The sequence below is a fragment of the Lysobacter gummosus genome (genome assembly GCF_001442805.1).
GTDB classification, from domain to species: Bacteria; Pseudomonadota; Gammaproteobacteria; order Xanthomonadales; family Xanthomonadaceae; genus Lysobacter; species Lysobacter gummosus.
In genome coordinates, this window is the sequence record NZ_CP011131.1 from 4,810,822 (window position 1) to 4,830,199 (window position 19,378).

22 protein-coding genes are annotated in these 19,378 nt (G+C 67.0%); 10 read left to right on the plus strand and 12 right to left on the minus strand.

Features of this window, described 5'->3' with window-relative positions:
* Positions 1-205: 205 nt before the first annotated feature.
* The 6 genes from LG3211_RS19535 to LG3211_RS19555 all read right to left on the minus strand — a co-directional run bounded on the left by LG3211_RS19535 (position 206) and on the right by LG3211_RS19555 (position 3,950).
* A complete protein-coding gene (locus LG3211_RS19535) occupies positions 206-682 on the minus strand; it encodes a glycogen synthase (protein ID WP_148649021.1) in 477 nt (158 codons plus the stop codon).
* Between the two features lie 123 nt (positions 683-805).
* Positions 806-1,552, minus strand: coding sequence for an HAD family hydrolase (locus tag LG3211_RS19540; RefSeq protein ID WP_057944291.1), 747 nt, complete (start codon positions 1,550-1,552; stop codon positions 806-808).
* Between the two features lie 84 nt (positions 1,553-1,636).
* Positions 1,637-2,020: an EF-hand domain-containing protein gene (locus tag LG3211_RS19545; RefSeq protein WP_057944292.1), complete on the minus strand. Its 384-nt coding sequence runs from the start codon at positions 2,018-2,020 to the stop codon at positions 1,637-1,639.
* Between the two features lie 399 nt (positions 2,021-2,419).
* Positions 2,420-3,577, minus strand: a complete 1,158-nt coding sequence (locus tag LG3211_RS19550; RefSeq protein WP_057945609.1) for a winged helix DNA-binding domain-containing protein — start codon at positions 3,575-3,577, stop codon at positions 2,420-2,422.
* A gap of 11 nt (positions 3,578-3,588) precedes the next feature.
* Positions 3,589-3,765: a hypothetical protein gene (locus tag LG3211_RS26535; RefSeq protein ID WP_187313056.1), complete on the minus strand. Its 177-nt coding sequence runs from the start codon at positions 3,763-3,765 to the stop codon at positions 3,589-3,591.
* A complete protein-coding gene (locus LG3211_RS19555; protein WP_057944293.1) occupies positions 3,762-3,950 on the minus strand; it encodes a CPXCG motif-containing cysteine-rich protein in 189 nt (62 codons plus the stop codon). Before LG3211_RS19555 ends, LG3211_RS26535 begins: the two co-directional genes overlap by 4 nt.
* Positions 3,951-4,324: 374 nt before the next feature.
* Between LG3211_RS19555 and LG3211_RS19560 the strand changes: the two genes are divergently transcribed.
* Together LG3211_RS19560 and LG3211_RS19565 are read left to right on the plus strand one after the other, a co-directional pair.
* Positions 4,325-4,828 (plus strand): hypothetical protein, encoded by a 504-nt coding sequence (locus LG3211_RS19560; RefSeq protein ID WP_057944294.1) that lies wholly within the window; start codon positions 4,325-4,327, stop codon positions 4,826-4,828.
* Positions 4,829-5,067: 239 nt separating this feature from the next.
* Positions 5,068-6,207 carry a PQQ-dependent sugar dehydrogenase gene (locus LG3211_RS19565; protein WP_057944295.1) on the plus strand — a complete coding sequence of 380 codons (1,140 nt, stop codon included), beginning with the start codon at positions 5,068-5,070 and terminating at the stop codon, positions 6,205-6,207.
* Positions 6,208-6,383: 176 nt separating this feature from the next.
* On the opposite strand, the gene LG3211_RS19570 is transcribed toward LG3211_RS19565, so the two are convergent.
* Together LG3211_RS19570 and LG3211_RS19575 are read right to left on the minus strand one after the other, a co-directional pair.
* On the minus strand, positions 6,384-7,178 hold the full coding sequence (locus LG3211_RS19570; protein WP_386786673.1) for a lytic transglycosylase domain-containing protein: 795 nt from the start codon (positions 7,176-7,178) through the stop codon (positions 6,384-6,386).
* Between the two features lie 239 nt (positions 7,179-7,417).
* On the minus strand, positions 7,418-7,606 hold the full coding sequence (locus LG3211_RS19575) for a hypothetical protein (protein WP_057944296.1): 189 nt from the start codon (positions 7,604-7,606) through the stop codon (positions 7,418-7,420).
* Between the two features lie 791 nt (positions 7,607-8,397).
* Between LG3211_RS19575 and LG3211_RS19580 the strand changes: the two genes are divergently transcribed.
* Together LG3211_RS19580 and LG3211_RS19585 are read left to right on the plus strand one after the other, a co-directional pair.
* On the plus strand, positions 8,398-9,636 hold the full coding sequence (locus LG3211_RS19580) for an APC family permease (RefSeq protein WP_057945611.1): 1,239 nt from the start codon (positions 8,398-8,400) through the stop codon (positions 9,634-9,636).
* 154 nt (positions 9,637-9,790) lie between these two features.
* A complete protein-coding gene (locus LG3211_RS19585; protein ID WP_057944297.1) occupies positions 9,791-10,366 on the plus strand; it encodes an NADPH-dependent FMN reductase in 576 nt (191 codons plus the stop codon).
* Position 10,367: 1 nt separating this feature from the next.
* Here the strand turns inward: LG3211_RS19585 and LG3211_RS19590 are convergent, their stop codons facing one another.
* Positions 10,368-11,168 carry an N-acetylmuramoyl-L-alanine amidase gene (locus tag LG3211_RS19590; RefSeq protein WP_057944298.1) on the minus strand — a complete coding sequence of 267 codons (801 nt, stop codon included), beginning with the start codon at positions 11,166-11,168 and terminating at the stop codon, positions 10,368-10,370.
* 295 nt (positions 11,169-11,463) lie between these two features.
* On the opposite strand from LG3211_RS19590, the gene LG3211_RS19595 reads away from it, so the two are divergent.
* The gene (locus tag LG3211_RS19595; protein ID WP_057944299.1) at positions 11,464-11,655 is read left to right on the plus strand and encodes a hypothetical protein; all 192 of its coding nucleotides are present in this window, start codon (positions 11,464-11,466) and stop codon (positions 11,653-11,655) included.
* 99 nt (positions 11,656-11,754) lie between these two features.
* On the opposite strand, the gene LG3211_RS19600 is transcribed toward LG3211_RS19595, so the two are convergent.
* Together LG3211_RS19600 and LG3211_RS27230 are read right to left on the minus strand one after the other, a co-directional pair.
* Positions 11,755-12,201 carry a hypothetical protein gene (locus LG3211_RS19600; protein ID WP_148649023.1) on the minus strand — a complete coding sequence of 149 codons (447 nt, stop codon included), beginning with the start codon at positions 12,199-12,201 and terminating at the stop codon, positions 11,755-11,757.
* A gap of 298 nt (positions 12,202-12,499) precedes the next feature.
* Positions 12,500-12,622, minus strand: coding sequence for a hypothetical protein (locus LG3211_RS27230; RefSeq protein ID WP_257720559.1), 123 nt, complete (start codon positions 12,620-12,622; stop codon positions 12,500-12,502).
* A gap of 234 nt (positions 12,623-12,856) precedes the next feature.
* Between LG3211_RS27230 and LG3211_RS19605 the strand changes: the two genes are divergently transcribed.
* From LG3211_RS19605 to LG3211_RS19620, 5 genes are all read left to right on the plus strand, one after another.
* Positions 12,857-13,285: a hypothetical protein gene (locus LG3211_RS19605; RefSeq protein WP_057944301.1), complete on the plus strand. Its 429-nt coding sequence runs from the start codon at positions 12,857-12,859 to the stop codon at positions 13,283-13,285.
* Positions 13,286-13,618: 333 nt separating this feature from the next.
* Positions 13,619-14,524 (plus strand): ankyrin repeat domain-containing protein, encoded by a 906-nt coding sequence (locus LG3211_RS19610; RefSeq protein WP_237049778.1) that lies wholly within the window; start codon positions 13,619-13,621, stop codon positions 14,522-14,524.
* Positions 14,525-14,554: 30 nt separating this feature from the next.
* Positions 14,555-15,034, plus strand: a complete 480-nt coding sequence (locus LG3211_RS25940) for a hypothetical protein (RefSeq protein WP_148649025.1) — start codon at positions 14,555-14,557, stop codon at positions 15,032-15,034.
* On the plus strand, positions 14,926-16,977 hold the full coding sequence (locus LG3211_RS19615) for a Tle-like phospholipase domain-containing protein (RefSeq protein ID WP_484502510.1): 2,052 nt from the start codon (positions 14,926-14,928) through the stop codon (positions 16,975-16,977). The genes LG3211_RS25940 and LG3211_RS19615 overlap by 109 nt, the downstream gene beginning before the upstream one ends.
* 10 nt (positions 16,978-16,987) lie before the next feature.
* Positions 16,988-17,767, plus strand: coding sequence for a DUF3955 domain-containing protein (locus tag LG3211_RS19620; RefSeq protein ID WP_057944303.1), 780 nt, complete (start codon positions 16,988-16,990; stop codon positions 17,765-17,767).
* Between the two features lie 216 nt (positions 17,768-17,983).
* On the opposite strand, the gene LG3211_RS19625 is transcribed toward LG3211_RS19620, so the two are convergent.
* Positions 17,984-19,237, minus strand: coding sequence for a family 8 glycosyl hydrolase (locus LG3211_RS19625; RefSeq protein WP_083512680.1), 1,254 nt, complete (start codon positions 19,235-19,237; stop codon positions 17,984-17,986).
* Positions 19,238-19,378: the final 141 nt, after the last annotated feature.

Consider the following 19,378-nt stretch of genomic DNA (forward strand, 5'->3'; position numbering starts at 1 on the left):
CAGGCTACCACCGCGCGATGACCGCGGCGCCTGCCGGTTCCGACAGTGGCGGCGGCTCCGCCGACCCGATCACCCGGCCGAACGCGCCGACCGAAACGGCGACGGCGCCGTGGGGCGCCGTCGCGAGATTGAGGGTGACGGCCGGAGCGACTCGGCCGGCGCATGGATCACGGGCGTGAATCACACGCCCGATCGGAGGTCTGGATCAATCGTCGTGGCGCCAATGGCCGTTACCGCGGCCGTTGCCGTGACCGCGGCCGTCATGGCGGTCGTAGTAGCGATTGTCGTAGCGGTTGTCGTAACGGGCGTCGTAGTAGGTGGTGCGGCACTTGCCGTGGCGGTTGCAGTCGCGGTCGTAATAGCCGCGATTGTTGTCGTAACGGTTGTAGCCGTAATAACGCGGCGGCGGCGCCGGGCGATAGCGGTAATCGACGTAGCGCGGGACGTTGCGGTAATAGGTCGGGCGGCCCCAGCGGTCGCGCACCACCACCAGGCGGTCGGCGTAACCGTAGTTGCCGTAACGGTAATAGGGGGTGTTGTTGCGCACGATCACGTCGGCGATATCGACGATCACGCGCGCCAGCTGATCGTCGGCGCGGGCCGGCGTCGGCAACGCCGTCATCACCGCGCCGAGACCGGCAGCGAATACGACGGGTGCAAGCCAGCGAGAGAAAGCGGTCATGGCGGGGCTCCTGGGACGCCTGCATCGTCGGCAGGCACGGTGCGACTGTGAGCCCGCGACAGTGAACCGGTTTTTAATGATTCCGCCCCGGGCCTCGCCGCCGCCGGATTGTGGAGCGGCCGTTCAGTTCGCCGCGATCGCGGCCAGCTCGCGCACCGTCTGCGGCAACTGCGCCGCCTGCTCGACCCGGCGCAGGCGCGGCGCGTCGGCGGCGATCTCCGCCTCGTTCTCGTGCGCCCAGGTGGTGTGATACGGGACATGAATGCCCCAGCCGCCCAGCGCCAGCACCGGCGCGATGTCCGAGCGCAGCGAATTGCCGACCATGACGAACTGCGAGGCCGGCAGCTCGAACTCGCGCAGCAGGCGCGCGTAGGTTTCCACGTCCTTCTCGCTGACGATCTCGATGCGCCGGAACAGATCGGCCAGCCCGCACTGCCTGACCTTGGCTTCCTGATGGAACAGATCGCCCTTGGTGATCAGCACCACCTCGAACTCGGCCGCGATGGCCGCCACCGCTTCGGGAATGCCCGGCAGGATCTCCACCGGATGGCGCAGCAAGTCCTTGCCCAGTTCGACGATGCGATGCAGATCGGCCGCGCTGATGCGCTGGGAGGTGATTTCCACCGCCGCCTCGATCATCGACAAGGTCATGCCTTTGACGCCGTAGCCGAACACGCCGATGTTGCTTTTCTCGATCGCGTACAGGCGCTCATGCAGGCGCGCGTCGTGCAGATCGACGTAGGCGCCGACGATGCGCTCGAAATCGAGCTGGGCCTGGTCGAAGTAATCCTGGCTGCGCCAGAGGGTGTCGTCGGCGTCGAAGCCGACCATACGGAGGGGGGAAGCGCTCATGCCGGCATTATCCCGCATTGCCGCGCGCGCGGACAAAAAAGGGCGGCCGAAGCCGCCCTTCACACAACGCAGGAACTCCTGCCCCCAAGGGCTCGGCCGGAATCAGCCGCCCTTCTTGCCGCCGCCGTTGGATTGGACCTTGGCGACGTAATTCTTGTATTCGTCCGGCGTCAGCGAGCCGTTGGCGTCGGAGTCGGCCTGATCGAACACCTGACCCAGCGCCGGTACCGCGGAGGCCTCGGTCTTGCTCAGATTGCCGTCCTTGTCGCCGTCCACATCGGCCCAGCTCTTCTTCTGCGGAGCCGCCGCCGGCTGCGCGGCGGTGGCCGCGCCGGCGTCCTGCGCCGCGCTGGCCGCGGTCGCCGCGTCGCTGCTCGGCGGCGCCTGTTCGCCGGCCGATTGCGCGAAGGCGAGCGGCGCCGACAAGGTGGCGGCCAGAGCCATCGCGAGGATCATCGGCTTGCGGGACTTATGCTTGAAATTCATGTCGGTTCTCCTGGAATGAATGTGCTGAGCCGCGCGGTTGCGTTACCTGGGACTGGTTCGGCTTGTTCGCGCAGTGAGGCTTACCGCACGGCCCCAACCTTGCCCTCGCGCTTCTGAACGAAACGGAGCGCGCGGGTGTTAAAGCTACGTTCGCTTAACCACAGCGCGGCGCGCGCGCGTTAGGCCGGGCGCCGCTCGGGCACGGATAAGCCGCAAAACGTGACCTGCGCCGGAAATTGCACGGCGCGCGGTCGGCGCGAATTCGCTGAACGCAACACAACCTTTACGAATGCGCCGGTCAACGGCGATCGATTCGCTGCGGTATGTGCCGCGGCGGCCGGTTTCGAATGTTCGCCGGACCGGATTTCGACTGCGGCCGGACAGCTTCGCCGCGCGCAGTCACTTGTGCACCGCCGCGAACCGCACCTCACGCCGCGCCTGCTCCGGCGCGGCCACGCGCAGGCAATCCTCGGCTTCGCTCTCCAGCGCGGCGCGATCGGCCGCGCTCAGGCGCTTGAACGGGGTGATCGTCAATGTCGCCGCGGCGGCCTCGCGCTGCAATTTCCACGTGCCGGCGACGAAACCGTCGATCAGCACGGTCGCGGCGACCAGCCCGTTGCGGGTGAACACCGAGGCGCGCCGGGCTTCGGGCAGAATCCGCGCCCGCTGCGCATGCGCCAGCAGTACGTTGTCGAATTCCGGCAACAGCCGCGGCGGCGCCGGCGTGTCTTCGTGGGGGCGCGGCGCATCGGGCAGATCGAACAGTTCGGTGCCGTCTTCGTCGCGGAACACGCGCAATCGCGGACGCAGCCGTTGCAGATGCTGGCGCGTCGCGGTCAGCCCCGACCACACGCTGGCGTCGCGCGCGCTGGCCGGGCCGAACGCGCCCAGGTAACGCAGCAGCATCGCCTCGACCGCCGCATCGTCGGCTTCGTCGGCGATGGCCGCGCCGAGCCAGTCCTGCGCGGTGGCGAAGCTCGCCGCTTTATGCGAATCCCAGATCCCGGCTGGCGGCACGTGCACCAGTGGTTCGACGCTGCGCACCAACAGCGCGAGTTCGTTTCCGTCGTGCGCCGGCCAATGCGCGCTCAGGGCCGCGCCCAGCGCGGTCGCGCTGAGCGGCCGCTCGCGCAAGGCATCGGCGCCGGCCTTGCGCACCGCCGCCAGGTCGAGCCCGTCGAGAGCCTTGGCGTGCGCGCTCTGCATCGACAGACGCCGCAACACCGGTTGCAGCACCGAACGCAAGGCGCGGTAATCGTCCGCGCTGACCAGATGCAAGGTGCCGCGCATCATCGTCGCGCGCACGATCCGGCGCGCGTGCATGGCCTGCGACAAATCATCCAGCGAAAATGTTTGCAGGCGCGTCCACAGCCCCAGGTACGGCGGATTCGGCGCCTGCGCCTGCAGCCCGATCAAGCGCTCGACCATCTGCAGCGGCGATTGCGCACTGCGCTCTAACAAGGACTGCCGCGCGAGCAAGGCGCGATTGAGCGCGCGCACGCGCAGGACCTCGCCCTCGCCGCCTGATGCCGCGGCGGCGCGCGGTTTGACCGGCATCGTCCGCGGCCTCAGCGCGGCCGCGGGCAACGCGGCGGCCAACTGGCGTCGCCGTGGCCGTCGCGGTCGCTGGCGATGCGCGGCGGGCTCCATTGCTCGACGCTGGCACCGCTGGCGGCGCGCGCCGCGAACGCGCTGGCGAACACGGCCCACGCGAGCGCTGAAAACTGCACGCGCGCAGGCCTCATGCCTCGTCCTCGCCGAACACGTCCACGCGCGGCTCGCCGTCCTCATCCAGGCTGACCGCGACCACGATCGGACGGCAACAGACCTGGCAGTCTTCGATATAACGCTGATCGCCGGCGGAGTCGTCGATGATCAGTTCGATCGGTTCGCCGCAGTACGGGCAGAAAACTTCGGCGCTCGGCAACATGGCGGACTCCGGCAGCGGTGGCTGGCGCAGGATGCGGCGCGAAACCGGCCGCGTCCAGTGACGTTCTTCATCCCTGGCGGTCAGGGCAAAACCCCGCTCGCGGAAAAAAGATCGGGCGGGCGATGCCACGCGCCGCGCGGTTGCTCACGCCAGCGTGTCCCTGCCCTTTCCGACTGCCCACGCCGCATGTCGCGACAACCGCCGTGAATCGGCGCAGCCGCCTACGCGCCCGTTCACCCGGCGCATCACTCCGCGCTAACCCATCCGGGCGGACGCTGGGCCATATGGCCCGGGCTGGCACCAGCCGCCGTGCCCGTCCGGTGCGAACGGCGCTGACCGACGGCGCCCACGGCGGCCGCGCGCGGAGAGCAAGCATGAAAACCCGCCATGTATTCAGCACCCCCGATCTGGCCACTGCGCAAGCGGCGATGGACGCCGCGCGCGAGGCCGGCGTGCATGACAACGACATTCTTCTGATCGCGCGTGCGGACATCGAACTCGAATCGATTCCCAACGACCGCCGCGAAGCCGACACCGATCTCATGCCCGCCGCGGTGCGCGGCGCCGGTTACGGCGGCGCCGCCGGCCTGCTGGCCGGATTGCTGGCGGTGGTGATCGCGCCGATCGGCTTGACCATCGCCGGCGCCGCCGCGGCGACCGTCGCTGGCGCGATGGTCGGCTGCTGGGCCTCGGCGCTGGTGGGTTCCTCCCTGCCCGATCCGATCCGGCGCAAGTTCGACGCGCATATCCAGGCCGGCCGCATCCTGGTGGTGATCGACGGCGATCGCGAAGTGCTCACGCAGGCCGAAGCGCGCATGCTCGCCAACACCGTCGGCGCGGAAGTCCTGCCGTTCGATTCGTTGGCGGCGTTCGCTTAGCGCAGCGGCATAGATCGCGTGATGCCAATGCAGCATCGATGTGGCCGCGTTCGCGGCGCGATCTCGCATGCTTACGATTTCCTAGCGCGCAAGCCTCATTGCGCGCGTGATCGCGGTTGAAGATCGCGGGCGATGCACGCCCGTGCGCCGCGAACTGCCGAGCCGGTCGCAAGAACGCTCCGGCTTCGGTGGCACTCTCGGCCCGGCTTCACCCCCCATGCTCAAGCCGGAGAACCGCAATGAAACGCTCGACGCTCTGCCTGCTGTGTTCCAGCGCGCTGCTGGCCGCGTTCGCCGCGCCGGCGGCGCAAGCGCGCGACGATGGCGCAACCGCGCAGGCCGCCAAGGCCAATCCATTCACCGCGACCGAAGTCGCGCGCTTCAACGAACCCTGGGCGATGACCTTCCTGCCCAACGGCCGCCTGCTGGTCACGGAAAAACGCGGCGTGCTCAAGGTGCTGACCATCGGCGGCACCGCGCAGACCATCACCGGCGTGCCGACGGTGGCCTACGGCGGCCAGGGCGGTTTGGGCGATGTGATCCTGCATCCGTCGTACGCCACCAACGGCCTGATCTACATCAGTTACGCCGAGAAGGGCAGCACCAGCGGCACCGCCGGCGCCACCGTCGCGCGCGCCAAGCTCAACCTCACCAGCAGCGGCGGTTCGCTGAGCAATCTGCAGGTGTTGTGGCGCCAGCCCAAGGTCAGCGGCAGCAACCACTATGGCCATCGCCTCGCCTTCGGTCCCGATCGCAAGCTGTGGATCACCTCCAGCGAACGGCAGAAGTTCGATCCGGCGCAGGATCTGAATTCGCCGCTGGGCAAGGTGATCCGCCTCAACGACGACGGCAGCGTGCCCAGCGACAATCCCTTCTACAGCCGCGGCGGTGTCGCCGCGACGGTGTGGTCCTACGGTCACCGCAATCTGCTCGGCATCGCTTTCGATGCGCAGAGCAAGCTGTGGATCCACGAGATGGGGCCGAAGGGCGGCGACGAACTCAACCTGATCGAACGCGGTTCCAACTATGGCTGGCCGCTGGTGTCGCAGGGCGATCACTACGACGGCACGCCGATTCCACGCCACAGCACGCGTCCGGATCTCAACGCGCCCGAAGCGTGGTGGAACCCGGTGATCGCGCCGGCCGGCTTCGTCATCTATTCGGGCACGCGGTTCCCCAACTGGAGCGGCAGCGGCCTGATCGGCGGTCTGGCTTCGCAGGCGCTGGTGCGGGTGCGCTTCAACGGCAACACCGCCGCCGAGGCCGAGCGCTATCCCATGGGCAAGCGCATTCGCGAAGTCGAGCAGGGGCCCAACGGCGATGTCTGGTTGCTTGAAGACGGGACCGGTGCGCGGTTGTTGCGGTTGACGCCTATCTGAGGCAGAAAAGAATGGAGAGGAGTGAGGAGTGAGGAGTGAGTTAAGGCGGATAACGCGCTTCGGCCACCACCTCCATCCCTTCAACAAAAAAAGCGGGCTTCGGCCCGCTTTTTTTCGACTACGATAAAACCGCCCCGCCTTAACTCACTCCTCACTCCTCCCCACTCGTTCCTGCTTCACTGCGCCGCCCGCAACTCAGGCTTACGCGTCCCCATCGCCAGCTGATAGCGCTGATGCAGCGCCTGCACCTTGGCGATGTATTCCTGCGTTTCCCGATACGGCGGCACGCCGCCGAAGCGCGCGACCGTGCCGATGCCGGCGTTGTACGCGGCCGCGACCAGGGTCAGGTCGTTGTGATAGCGGCGCATCAGCGACTTGATGTGGCGCGCGCCGGCGTTGATCGACTCGGCCGAGGAGAACGGATCGGCGACGCCGTATTCCTTCGCCGTGTCCGGCATCAACTGCATCACCCCTTGCGCGCCCTTGTTCGACACCGCCTTGGCGTCGAAACCGCTTTCGGCGTGCGCGATCGCGCGCAGCCAGGCATCGTCCAGGCCGTTGGCCTTGGCCGCGCTGCGGAACTGCGCGGGGAATTTGTCCAGTTGCGGCTTGCCGACCTTGCCCAGGCCCGGATGCGCCGGTTCGCCCGGCGGGGTTTCCACGGTGAAGCCCATCACCCGTACCGAGCCGGGCAGCTTGCGCGTGCTGTAGACGGTCTTGCCATCCTGCTGGCGCTCGTACAGATTTCCGTTGATCACGCCCATCTCGCCCCACAGATTGGGCAGCTTCACGGCGTTGTCGTCGATCTGTTTCGGCGTGCAGCGCGAACCGGGCTCCGGCGCGGTCGCCAGGCTGACCGTGCCGTCGCGCACGCAGCGATACACGGTGCGCGCCTGCGCGCCGGCGCTCAGCGCCAGCAGCACGAGGGCGGCGGCGATACGCAGGGCGGGACGGGGCAAACGCGCGTTCATGAGCCGCGATTTTAGGGCGGCGCGGCCGCTACACCAGCGCCACAGGTCAGGGTCGCGGCGTGGCGTTCACGTAGGGGGCCGGCGCGTTCAGGCGGCGGCGCTTTTCGTTCAGGGCCGGCGGCCGGAGAGACGCGCCAGGGCGGATAAACGACGGGCGGCCCGGTGGCCGCCCGTGTGACGCAACGACGGCGGCGCGAGGAGCGAGCGCAGGGCCCGATCCTCACGCCGCCTGCCCGGCCTCAGCCGCCGGAACCGCCGCCGTTCGACGGCGGCGTGGTGGTGGCGTCGGCCGGCGCGGTGTCGGTCGCCGGTGGCGCGGTGGACGCGGCCGGCGCATCGGTGGTCTCGCCCTTGCTCGCGCAGGCGGCGAGCGAAAGCGTGGCCACGGCGGCCGTTACGTACAGCGCGTTGCGGATGTCGATCTTCATCAGAGCGGTTACCTCCAGGAATGGGCCGGGTTCGCGGGGCCGAACGGCGGCCGGACTGCCAGTCGCGGCGACGGCGGACGCGGCGCGGGGGAGCACCGGGATCGCCCGGCCGCTCGCCGGTTACGCGTGCCGGGGGAAGCGACGGCACGCGCTGCACACTGCCGTCACCGGTATGAACGCAAACGGATGCGGAGCCGGCGTCCGCTACGTTTCCTTAACCCGGTGCGCGCCGACTTGCGTTAGCCGCGCGGCATGAACAGCGCGAAAGCGTGAACCAGTCCTCGTTTGCGCGCATCGCGCGGCCGTGCGCGCGGCTGAACAAAACAAAACGTTTACGTACACAGCACTGCACGATGGTTTCCCGATGGCCGCGGTGGCTCGCGTCGTCGCCGAACGCTCGCCCGGCGTTCGCGCCGCGCGCGAGGCGATGCCGAAGCCACGCCGTGGCGGATGCGATGCTCGCATCGATCGAACGCCTCGATCGCCTTCGCCGCATTCGCGCCGAACCGCTACGCGCACTCGCCTCGCCACCTCCCGAACCCACCGCCCTCGCCGCCACGCCCATGCCCGGCTTATATCGCCATGCCGCGCTGCGGATTGAAACCCGCCGCCGACTCGGCCTATGGTGCGATCACAGCGGCGCCGCGCGCCGCACGCCATCGAGCGAGGGGAACCACCTTTTGAGCCAGCCGCCGAGCCAGCCGACGCCGTCGCGCGCGTCCGTTCCGTCCTCTCGTCCCGAAGCCTCGGCCGATCATCCCAATACCGTACGCGCCGTCAGCCGTTGGCAGATCGTCGGTCTGTCGATCAACGACGTCATCGGCAGCGGCATCTATCTGCTGCCGGCGACCGCCGCGCTGCTGCTCGGCCCGTCCAGCCTGTGGGCGGTGCTGCTGGCCGGCTTCGCGGTCGCGCTGCTGGTGCTGTGCTACGCCCAGGCCGCGAGTTATTTCGACCAACCCGGCGGCGGCTATCTGTACGCACGCGAAGCCTTCGGCCCGTTCGCCGGTTTCGAAGTGGGCTGGATGCTGCTGGTCACGCGCATCTCCACCGCCGCCTCGCTGAGCAACGGCCTGGCCGAAGCGGTGGCGCTGTTCTGGCCGGCGGCCAAGGGTGGGCCGGCGCGGTTGTTCGTGGTCGCAGGTTCCCTGGGCCTGCTGGTGCTGATCAACGTTTGGGGCGTGCGCACCGCGGCGCGCGCGGGCGTGGCGCTGGCGATCGGCAAGCTGGTGCCGCTGGTGCTGTTCGTCGCCATCGGCGCGTTCTACTTCGATCCCTCGCTGCTGCATTCCGACGCGCCGCTGAAAATGGAAAATCTCGGCGAGGCCGCGTTGCTGCTGCTGTTCGCCTACGCCGGGTTCGAGAATCTGCCGGCGGCGGCGGGCGAGTACCGCAATCCGCGCCGCGACGTGCCGTTCGCGTTGCTGACGATGATCACGCTGGTCACGATCATTTACTTCACCGTGCAACTCGTCGCGCTGGGGACGCTGCCTGATATCGCGACGTCGTCCAGTCCTTTGGCCGAAGCCGCCGCCCACTTCAGCGGCACCGGCCTGGCGCTGGTGTTGACCATCGGCGCGGCGATCTCGATCCTGGGCACCAACAGCAACACGGTGATGATGGGGCCGCGTTATCTGCTGGCCTTGTCGCAGGACGGCTACGGCCCGCGCTGGCTCGGCGCGATCCATCCGCGCTTTCACACTCCGGCGCGGGCGGTGCTGTTCATCGGCGTGATCGCGCTGGTGCTGGCGCTGACCGGCTCGTTCCAGCAACTGGCGCTGTTGTCGGTGGTCGCGCGCCTGTGCACCTACATCGGCACCGCGGTGTCGGTGCTGGTGCTGCAAAAGCGCCATCGCGATCGCGAAGGCGCCTTGCACCTGCCCGGCGGCCCGCTGATTCCGGTCGCCGCGATCGTGCTGTCGCTGGGCCTGCTCGCCAGCGCCAGCGCGAAGAATCTGATCGCCGGCGCGGTCGCGCTGCTGGTTGGCGCGGTGATCTACAAGCTGCGGCGCAAGCCGGACGCAGCCTGAGCGTGCTGTGATGCGGGCCGCGGCGGCGGCCCGCCCGGACGTTTGCCGGACAACACGATCGCGCGTTGATGCCACCTGCGCGGGCGCGGCTGGCTTGACCTCAACCAAGCTTGAGGTCGTAGTCTGCCGGCTTCCTCATCTGCGAGCGATCGCCATGACTTCTCCCCTACGGCTCGCGCTGATTCTCGGCAGCGCGCGCGAAGGCCGCTTCTGCGACGTGGTCGCCGAATGGGCACAGCGGCGCGTTGTGCGCCACGGCGGTTTCGAGATCGACCGCATCGATCCGCTCGACTGGCCGCTGTCGGGCCGCATCAACCGCAGCGACGAAGCGCAATTGCAGCAACTGCGCGAACGCCTGCACGCGGCCGATGGATTCCTGGTGATCACGCCCGAGTACAACCACGGCTATCCGGCCGCGCTCAAGGCCTTGATCGACGCGTGCTACGAACCCTGGCGCGCCAAGCCGGTGGCGTTCGTCAGCTACGGCGCCAGTTCCGGCGGCCTGCGCGCGATCGAGCAATTGCGCCAGGTGTACGGCGAGCTGCATGCGGTGACCTTGCGCGACTGCGTCAACCTGGTCCATGCCTGGCGCCAGTTCGGCGTCGACGGGGAATTGCGCGAACCGCAGGCCGCGCATCAGGCCATGACCACCACGCTCGCGCGCCTGAGCTGGTGGGCGTGGGCGCTGCGCGACGCGCGCACGGCGATGCCGTACGAAGCCGCGGCTTGATTCAACGCAACGGCGGCGCGGCCGGCGGCGGCGGCGCGCCTTCGGGCAGCGCCATCAATTGCCGTTGCAGGTCGTAGAGGATCTCCGCATCGCCCCGCTGCCATTCGCGCATTTCGTTGCCGCGAAAGTGACGATGGAACGCGGCCAGCGCCGCGCCGGGTTCGCGCAGGTCGTAACCGACCAGACGCAACGCCGCCCAGGCGTCGAATCCCGGCGGCGGCGCCGGCCGGTCGTCGCGCGGCCACAGGCCGAAGCCGGCCTGCGCCAGACGCGCCCACGGGAACAACACGCTAGGATCGGTCTTGCGCGTGGGCGCGATGTCGCCGTGGGCGACGATCATGTAACGCGGAATGCCCAGCCGCGTGGTGATGTCGCCGAGCAGTTTCAGCAGGCTTTGAATCTGCGGCTCGGCGAACGGCTCGCTGCCGTCGTTGTCGATCTCGATGCCGATGGAGGTCGAATTCAGATCCCAGATATCGCCCCAGCGGCCGGCGCCGGCATGCCAGGCGCGCTGGTCTTCGGCGACCAGTTGATAGATGCGGCCGTCCTCGCCGATCAGATAGTGCGCGCTGACCTGCCCTTGCGAGTTGCGCGTGCGCAGGGTCAGCAGCGAGCGCTCGACGCTGTCCTGCTGGGTGTGGTGCAGCACGATCAACTGCGCGCGGCGTTCGTTGTAGTTCGGCGAGGGATGCCACTGCGCCAGCGGATTGTGCGGCGGCGCGCTGGCGCAACCGGCCGCGGCGAGCACGCTGACGGCCAGCGCGAAGGCCAGCGGATGCCAGGAACGGAACGGGAAAGTCATGCGACTGCGCTCGTGCTGCGATCGAGCGATCAGTGTAGAGGATGCCGCGGCGGCTGAATGCGGCACGCGCCGGCGCAGGCCGCGAACATCCGCCCTCGCCGGCGTGTACGCGCCGCATCGTTACAACTGTCACCCGGCGCGGCTTTGGTGACGCGCTGGACAGTTCGGCCTGCCCGGCGGACCTACAGTGCCGCCGACGCGGGCCCCTGCCCGCGCGCCGGCGACCGCGCCCAGCCGATCGCATCTCGTCGATCGCGCGGCCTCCGGACATGTCGCCACGACAGGAGGATCGCGCATGAAACGCAAGTCTTACGGCTATCTGGCCGCGTTCGCGTTGGCCGCTTTCGGATTCGGATTCGGCGTGCAGGCCGCGGGTTCGGCCCCGCCGGACAAGGCGCTGTGCAGCATCAAGATCTGCCAGGACCGCTGCGGCGGCATGCCGGGCTGGAGCCCGGGCAACGGCGAGCCTTGCCGTTGCTGCGATTGATCGCGGTTAGCGGCCGGCGGCGTTGAAGCCGGCCATTGGAAATCAATCACGCCGACATCCGGCGCCGCGCGGGCCCGACCCGCGCGGCGCCGCTTGGCGTCAGTTGCGAACGCCGGGCGTATCGAGTTTGGGATCGACGCGGTTCTTCTGCTCGTCGCGACGCTGCGACGCGCTCTTGCACACGCGCTCGACGCGGTTGCTGCCGATCGCGCGCACGCGTTCGCAGGTGACCCGGTCTTCGACCTTGTCCGCGCCGGCCGACTGAATCCAGCTCAGGTCCTGATGGGCCTGTTCGCGATCGCCGGCGCTGAGGTCTTCGTAGCGGTGGCCGTCGAGCAGCTTGCTCAGACGATCCTGACGCGAACGCAGTTCCTGGCGCGTGGCCGCATTCAATTTGCCGTAATTGCCGCGGCCGGCGTCGATGTCGCCGCGGATCTGCTTCTGCTGCTCCAGCACCGCCGTCGCGTCGAACGGCGCGGGCGTGTCGGAAGCGGTCGCCGCGGCGCAGGCCGTGGCGAGGATCAGGCTCAGTAACGTCTTGCTCAACGAAAACTCGATTTTGCGCATGGTTCCTTATGCCTCGTCGGTGCGGCCGCGAACGCCGCAGGTACGGACCGAACGGGTCCGCTCGCCTTCCATAGGTGCCGGGTGTGTAACCGGGCCGGCTTCGCGGACGATCCCCATCGTGGCCGGCGTCCCGATCCTAATCGAGACGCCGGCCACACTCCATGGACTTTCGACCTATGCGGGCGGGTACGACCTTGCCGACTTGGGCGACAAGGCACTCACGCGCGAGGCGGGCGGCGCGCCATGCCGGTGCGCCGCCCGCTTCAACGCGGCGGGATCAGGGTTTGATCCAGTTATTCGACACCGCCAGCATCGACAACAGCTTGACGCTGTCGCCGTAGTAATCGCCGGGCGCGCCGGTGGCCATGCAGGTCCACAGTTTGAATATCACTTCGGCCATGCATCAACCGGTGCCTTTACTTCAAAACATTTTTCGCGCGTTTCATGCGGAAAAAACATCCCCGACAAATCACTCGCAAGCGAAACTTTGAGTTGCCGTTGTCTTTTTTGAATTTTTGCTCTCTCATGAACTCCGTCGTTGACGCCCAAGTCACTTCGTAATTCATCGTTCCTCGCACGCGAGCCGAAACCATGCCTAGAGCCGACTGATGGCTCCTGCATCCCGGAGAACTCCATGTCGCTGCCCAACATCCGCTATTACCTGCTCGCCACCCTCGCGGCTGCGTTTGCGTTCGCTCCAACCGTTCTCGCCGAAACGAAGGCGACCACGACTGCGGCCAAGGCCGATCTGCCCGTCGCTCCTGCCGCTAAAGCGCCCATTCCCCCTATCACCGAGGAAGCGGCAAAACGCGCAATACTCGACCAACTCACCGATCGCGGCTCAGCCATGTTTCGCAATATCGAAATGAGCCCTCGATTGACCAGGGAAGGCCATCCCTATGCCGTTTGCGGCGAAATCAACATGAAGAATCGAGACGGCGCATATGTTGGCTACACGAAGTTTTACGTTCCCGAGAGTCTGAAACCCCTGATAGTAAACACGGGCGACCCGGGCATCGGCGCTTTCAAAGAAGCACTGTGGCAGACAGTGTGCGCCCGCTAGGAAAGTAAAAAAATAGTCACGGTCGTTGCATGCCTACTGGGAACATCACACACGGATTTGCAGCAATAGCGCCGGCGCTGCTAACCGACACCGAGACCGTTGCGGCCTTCGACATGGCGCCCGCCGTCGGGCGACGGGGGAGCAAAAACAGGTACGGGTGTTCTGCGCCTCATCAGCGGGCAGGAAGCACAGCATCAGAGCACGCCATCGGCACACATTCTCCGATTCACACGGGCGCCGTCGATAAAAACCGATAGCCATACGAAACATTCGCGCCCAGCCTGCTTAGAATCGCCCAAGCCGAACACCGCGTTCCGCATCAGGAGACCGACCTTGCGCTGGACAGCCCTTGCACGTTTTGCCACTTGCGCCTCGCACGCACTGCTCGTACTGCTGTTGTTGTCGAGCGCAGGCTGTCTCGAGGCGCCGCCATCCAACCGGGCGCTGGCGATCGATGCGGCATCCTGGTTCCCGGACAACCCCAAAGCCCAGCAATTGATCCTGGCCGCCGACGCCGGCCGGGTCGATGAAGTGCGGCGGCTGATGAAAGACGAAGGGGTCAACCCGGACAAGATTTTCAGCCAGGAAGCGAAGTACCCGCTGATTGCGTTTTTGGTTATGTACAAGTACCCGAAAGCGCTGCAGGTGTTGCTGGAGAATGGCGCCGATCCGAATGCACGGTTTCCGACACCAAGGGTGACCAAGTACAAGGACGGCAGCGTTGACACCTCCTATCCGAACAACGCCATGGTGTGGGCGGCCAAGGCCGACGATACCGTTTACCTCAAGCTGCTGCTCGATCATGGCGGCGATCCGAGCACTCGGAACTCCAACGACGAAACGCTGTTGCTGCAAGCTTTCCTTTGGGGGCAGCAGTGGCAGAACGTGAAACTTCTCGTCGAGCGCGGCGCCGATGTCAACGCACGTAGCCAGGGCTCGACCATCCTGAGCGATTACACAGGGCGTGGAGGTTTTCAGCAGGCGCTCTGGCTGCTTGAGCATGGCGCGGACCCAACCATGGAAGGGACTCGTCCTCCTGGCGTTCCGGCGGGGCAGTCCTTCGTTATTTCTGAAATTTTCTGGTATCCGAGCAAACCTGACTTTGTCGAGTGGCAGCGTAAGTGCCAGCAATGGCTGCTCGCGCATGGATATAAGCGTCCACCGATGCCCCCACATATCAAGCGTATGCGCCAATCTTTTGGTTACCCAACAGAAGAAAAAGACATTCCGTTGCTGTAAGTCGCCAAACCGAAACGACAAGGAGTCGCCATGTTTCCCACCGCCGATGAACTCAAGGCCCGCCAAGACTTGCTGCGCCGCCTGCACGATAGCGGCAATCCGGCCGCCATCGCCCGTGCCGACGAGCTGCAACGCACCTATCACGACGACAACATGGCGGTGTTATCCAAGGACACTTATTGGTCCGCGATGGGTGAGCATGCGACGGAAGAAGGCAAGAAATCGCCTCCAGGTTGGATTCGCGCAAGCGAAAATCTCGACAAATTGCGAGAAACCGCTCCTAAGCTTGCACACCTGACCGACAAACAGTTGCTCGACTATCTCAAGCCCGATGATTCCGGCTTCCGCGCCGAAATCTACTTCCCCATCCCGGAAGTCCTGGCCCCGGCTACAAACCGGTCATCGTCCCCAAGGGATCGGCCGGCGAAGTCGTCGGGCCGGACGGCGAACTCCACGCCACCGGCGCCGAAGACTTCGTCGCCAACAACTTTCCACAGTCCATCGGCATGAAGACCGATTATTACGACCGTACGATGCGACTGGCGGTGGACATGGAACGCTTCGGCCTCGACGCCGAATACGCCGGCCACTCCCTCGGCGGCGGCATGGCCTCGGCCATGTCGGCGGTCACCGGCCGGCCCACCACTACCTTCAATGCCGCGGGCCTGCACCCCGAAACGGCGGCCCGATTCGCCCGCGAAACCCCCGGCGTGCAGATCCACGACACCAACCACACCGTCACCTCCTACCAGATCCACGGCGAACTGCTCAACGAAGGCATCCAGCACAACATCGACCGCCTCGATGCGCTGCATCGCAGGCAACTGGGCGGCGTGCTCGGGGAAACCTGCGACCTGCTGCACAGAGTTCCGGAAGGCCAGCAACTGCTGAGCTCCAAACTCAACGTCATGATGCCCGAGCACGCCCGTCCGGCCGTGCGCGAATTCGTCAAGCAACTCGCCGAAGGCGACACCAACCAGATGCTGCGCGACTTGCCGCTCGCCGCCGGCAAGGTCGTACCGCTGGACGATGTAAAAGCCTGGGACGGCGCGGGCCGCCTGATAGATCGCGAGCAGCGATTGACGCTGACCGAAATCTCCAACTTCGCCAAGCCAGTGCTGGAAACCGCGCACATGACGCTGCAGGGAGCGCACCTAGGCCACTCGGTGGGCCAGGTCGCGGCGGCGTCCGGACGGATCACGGCCCAGGGCATGGACGACGCTGGCGACGCGGTGCGCGGCGCGACGGCGAAGGCGGCCGATTTCGCCGACGTGGTTTCCGGCGTTTCGCATGCGACGGTGCAGGCCGGGGTGCGCGTGGGCGGCGAGTCCGCGGCGCAAGCGCGGCTGGCCGTGGGCCACGCGGAGGCGGCGGTCGATACGGTGCAGGGCGAGATGCAGTTGCGTGGCGCGCAAGCCAGCGCGGGCGTGTTGCGCGGCCTCAGCCGCCTGGATGTTTTGCCCGATGGCGTGCAGCGTTGGGCGCACGACCAGGCCGACGACATCGAGCGCGGCGGGGTCGAAGCGCATGCGCGCAATCGCGGCGAGGCCGCGCAGGCACGCGCCGATGCGACGGCCGATGCGGTCTCGATCCGTGCGACGGCCTCGACGCGGGTGGTCGAACTCGAGCGCGTGCAGGCCGTGGTCGAGCACACGCGGCACGCAGTGATCGCAGGCTCAGGCATCGCGTCGGACCGGGCCTTGGACAGCGGCGGCCGCGCCCTGGATGCCGTATCCGCGCGCATGCCCGCCGCCGGAGCCGGTGCCGGCGCGGCCATCGGCGCCACGGCCGGGCTCGCGGCCAATTCCAATGTATTCGATCTCACGCAGACGGCGCGCTTCGCGCGCGGCGTGACGACGCAGGCCGGCGAGGGCATCGAACGCCATCTGATGACCGAGGCGGTATTGCCGAGCATGGCGTCGCGAGTGCAGGCGCAGGAACGCGCGGCGCGCGCGCAGCTCCCGCAACCGGTCGCGCCGGAGCAGGCGCCGGCGGCCGGCAAGCCGGCGCCGCCCGGTCCGGACCACTCCGGGCACCGCGACCATTCGATGCTGCTGCAGATTCGCGACGGCATGCGCAAGCTCGATGCGCAACTGGGCAAGCCCTACGACGAAGGCAGCGAGCGGATCAGCCGCGCGTTGCTGGCCGAGTCCAAAGATCCTCTAGGCCGGCATCCGGGCACGGATGTCTCGAGGGCGGCCAATGCGCTGAACCGGGTGGACCATGTCGTGCCGGCGCCGAACGGCAATATTTTCGCGGTTGAGGGCAAGCTCGACGATCCTGCCCACAAGCGCGCGTCCGTGTCGTCGCAACAGGCGCTCAACACGCCGGTCGAACAATCCGACCAGAAGCTCGCGGCCGCCAATCAGGCGCTCGACCAAGAACTGGAGCGCCAGCGCACGCAGCAGCAAACGCAAACCCAGGGCCCCGACGAGCCGGGCAAGAAGCGCTGAGCCTGGCTGCATGGAAGTCCCCGCAGCGACCGAGGATGCCGCCGCTCCCTGGCTGGTGTACGTGCTGGCCCATCAGCGCAGTCGTCCTTACATCATCGGCGTGGGCCGCGATCTGGAGCAGATCGGCTACGATGCGTTCGAGCACGCCTCGCGCATCATGAAATCCGCCAACCGGTATTCCCGCGACCCGTTCCTGCTGATGTGGTACGAAGCCCAGCCCGGCCGCGATGAGGCCTTGGCGCGGGCCGCGCAGATACGGCGCTGGCCGCATGCCTGGCAGCGGCGTCTGGTGGAAACCGGCAATCCGCAATGGCTGGAGCAGTGGAAGCAGGAAATCGGCGTATCGCCGCTATTTTGGGCCCAGGTTTCCGAAATCTCGCCCAGAGCATCCCTCCCGCGAATTCTGGATTCCGCCCGGTCGTGCCGGCGACTGCGATCATTGCATTATCTTTGCCCCGCCCCATCCACATGCGCCGATCCGCAGCCGCCGGCCTCGCCGGAACCGACATTGCCGGTGCAACCATTGCGGCCTCGTGCCCGTAGTCGAAATTTCATCTTGCGCAATGTTCCCGTATCCGCGCTTCTGATCGCGCCCGGCATTTCGTGCTGCATCGCCTTCGACCTGATCGTTGCCCGCATCGACGAACCCCGCTTCGTCCATGAGCCGTTCGCCTTGTTGCCTATCGGCGCGGCGGCGATCGCGGTCGGCTCGCTTGTCGGCGCATGCGTCGTGGTCCGCCGTCTCGTGCATCGCGCGCGCGCCGGCGGCGAGCGTACGCCGGCCTCGTAACGCCGCCCGGCTCAGCCAGGCGGCCGCACCGCGACCACCGCCGGCCTCGAACGCGACGGCGCATGCAGCCAACCGCGCCGAAGCCGATCCGGCGCCATTGCATGGACTTCCGATCTCTGCGGCCGGGCACCATCATGCCGACCGTGCGACAAGGCATTCATGCGCCACGCGAGCGGCGCACCATGCCGGTGCGCCGCCCGCTTCAACGCGGCGGGATCAGGGTTTGATCCAGTTATTCGACACCGCCAGCATCGACAACAGCTTGACGCTGTCGCCGTAGTAATCGCCGGGCGCGCCGGTGGCCATGTAGGTCCACAGCTTGTCGAGCCACGCCTGCGCATCGGGATCGACGGTGGCGGCCACAGCGAACGGCGCGGTGAAGAACACTTCGTTGTAGTTGTCGATCACCGAGCCGTCGAGCTTGTAGCCGGCCTTTACGTTGCTGGGATTGTTCCCGGCCTTGACCCGGATCCATTGGCTGAGCTTGCGCGCGGCGGTGCGCGAACGCGTGTCGCCGCTGACCGCCGCATCGATGCCGATGCGCCACGGCACCCGCCCGGCGTTCCACGAATACGCGCCGTCGTAGTCGCCTTCGAGGAAGCCCGCCGGCGCCGGCCTGGCGGTGGTGTTGGTGTTGACGATGAAGTCCGGCAGCAGGCCGGTGTTCGGCGCGTAGGTGCTCTGCATCTTCACGATCAGGTTCTGGTGCGCGTCGAGCACGCCGGTCCAGTAGCTGTCGCCGAGCTTGGCGCCGAAGGCGCGGAAGTGGCCGAGCATCCAGTCCGAACTGCGCGTGGAGTTGTAGTACGTCGGCGAGCTGCTATCGACCCAGTCGCCCAGATTCACCAGCTTGGTGGTGGGATGCACGTTGCTGCGGCGGATCGCGGCGATCACCTTGCGCGCTTCGCTGAGGTAGTTGATCGAACCGGCCGAACCCCATTGCGCATCGGCCAGCAACAAGGCGTAGGCGATGTCGAGATCGCCGTCGGTGGCCGAGTCGGCGCCGACCACGTTCTTGCAGTTCACGTCCTGCGCCCAGGCCAACAGGTCGGGGTCGTTGACGCTGGGATGGCCGCGGTTATAGCGGTGCAGACCGTCGAAATACGTCTGCGCCTGCGGATCGTTGCCGGCCATCATCACCGTGATCAGCATGCCGTAGCCCTGGCCTTCGGAGACCACGTAGGCATCGCCGGTGTCGGCCTTGATGCGGTACTCGCCGGACTTGCACGCGGTCTTGAGATAGCGCTGTTTCCAGCTGTTGTAGAACGAAGCGGTGGACTGATCGGCCGAGGCGCGGCCGACGCTCGGACTGAGCGTGCCGCTGACATAGGCCTGGCGATGACTGCCGAAGGGATAGTTCGGCGCGGCCTGCGCGGCGCCGATGAAAGCCGTGGCGGCGGCGGCCAGGGCGAGCCATTGCAGGCCGCGGCGTACCAGGGTGCGATGCGTGGATTTCGTGACGATAGCCATGAGGTATCTCCGAAGTGGGGAACGACAACCGGACAAGGCCGCGCGCGCACCCGCCCGCTTCACGCGCATGAAAGCGCATGTGGGAGAGGATCGATTCGACGAAACAAGGTCGGTGCGAAAGCGGCGACGGGTGCAGCCGGG